General features: G+C 69.4%; 1 protein-coding gene. It reads right to left on the reverse strand.

Going from position 1 to position 1,002, the window contains the following annotated elements; all coding sequences use genetic code 11:
- Nucleotides 1–134: 134 nt before the first annotated feature.
- Nucleotides 135–797 carry an SDR family NAD(P)-dependent oxidoreductase gene (locus tag ACWGKS_RS30150; protein ID WP_452525139.1) on the reverse strand — a complete coding sequence of 221 codons (663 nt, stop codon included), beginning with the start codon at nt 795–797 and terminating at the stop codon, nt 135–137.
- Between the last annotated feature and the right edge of the window lie 205 nt (nt 798–1,002).

The following is a 1,002-nucleotide window of genomic DNA, read 5'->3' on the forward strand; positions in this document are numbered from 1 at the left end:
CCCCGGCGCCCACCACAAGGATCCTCATGCCGCTCCCGCTCCGTCGAACCCGCTGTACCAGCCAAAAAGGTATGACGATGGGACACCCCGCGGCAAGGGTGGATTTCGAGCCCGTGGACGAGTCGGCTCCGGCCTCAGCCCATCCACATTCCGCCGTTGACGTCGATCACGGTGCCCGTCACCGACGCGGCGGCCGGTGAGCACAGCCATGACACGGTGCCGGCGATCTCTCCGGGCTCACTGACCCTGTTCAGCGGGATCGAGGAGAGGAGGTCGTCCCACTCCGTCTCGGTCAGCCGGTCCACCATCGGTGTGCGTACGGGTCCCGGGGCCACGGCGTTGACGCGCACCCCGCGCGGCGCCAGGTCCTTGGCCAGGTGACGGGTGAGGCCGAGGAGCCCGGCCTTGGCCGACGCGTAGGCGGGGCCGGAGAGCGTGTTGCCGCCATGTCGTCCGTTCACCGAGCTGAACAGCACCATGGAGGCCCCCGCGCGCAGGGAGGGGATCACCGCCTGGGACACCGCCAGCGCCGACACCAGGTTGTCGTCGAGTACGGTGCGCCACTGCTCGGGACCCTCCTTCTCGATGCCCCCCGAACCCACGGACCCGGCGGCGTGCACCACGTTGTCCAGGGACCCCACATCCTCGATCAGGCCCAGGATCACCTCCGGGTCGCAGGCGTCGTGTCCCAGGGCGCGATCGGCCACCACCACGCGGTGGCCCTGCCGTTCGAACTCCTCGACGCAGGCCCCGCCGATGCCGCCGAGCCCGCCCACCACCAGTGTCGTTCGTTCCATGAGCGCTCATTAATCCATGCGCCGCGCCGCTTTGACAAGAGGAGGCCCCGGTGGTCCGCGGTTGCCCTATTGTCGTGTGACACGATCGGTCACCCCTCCACCCATGAAGATCCGAGGTGCCCCATGAGTTCGTCGTCGGCCTCCCACGACTCCTCCGAGCGCGCGGACGATCGTCAGGGGGCGAGCGGGGTGAGTCGTGCGCTGC

This window comes from Nocardiopsis sp. NPDC055879 (genome assembly GCF_053615935.1).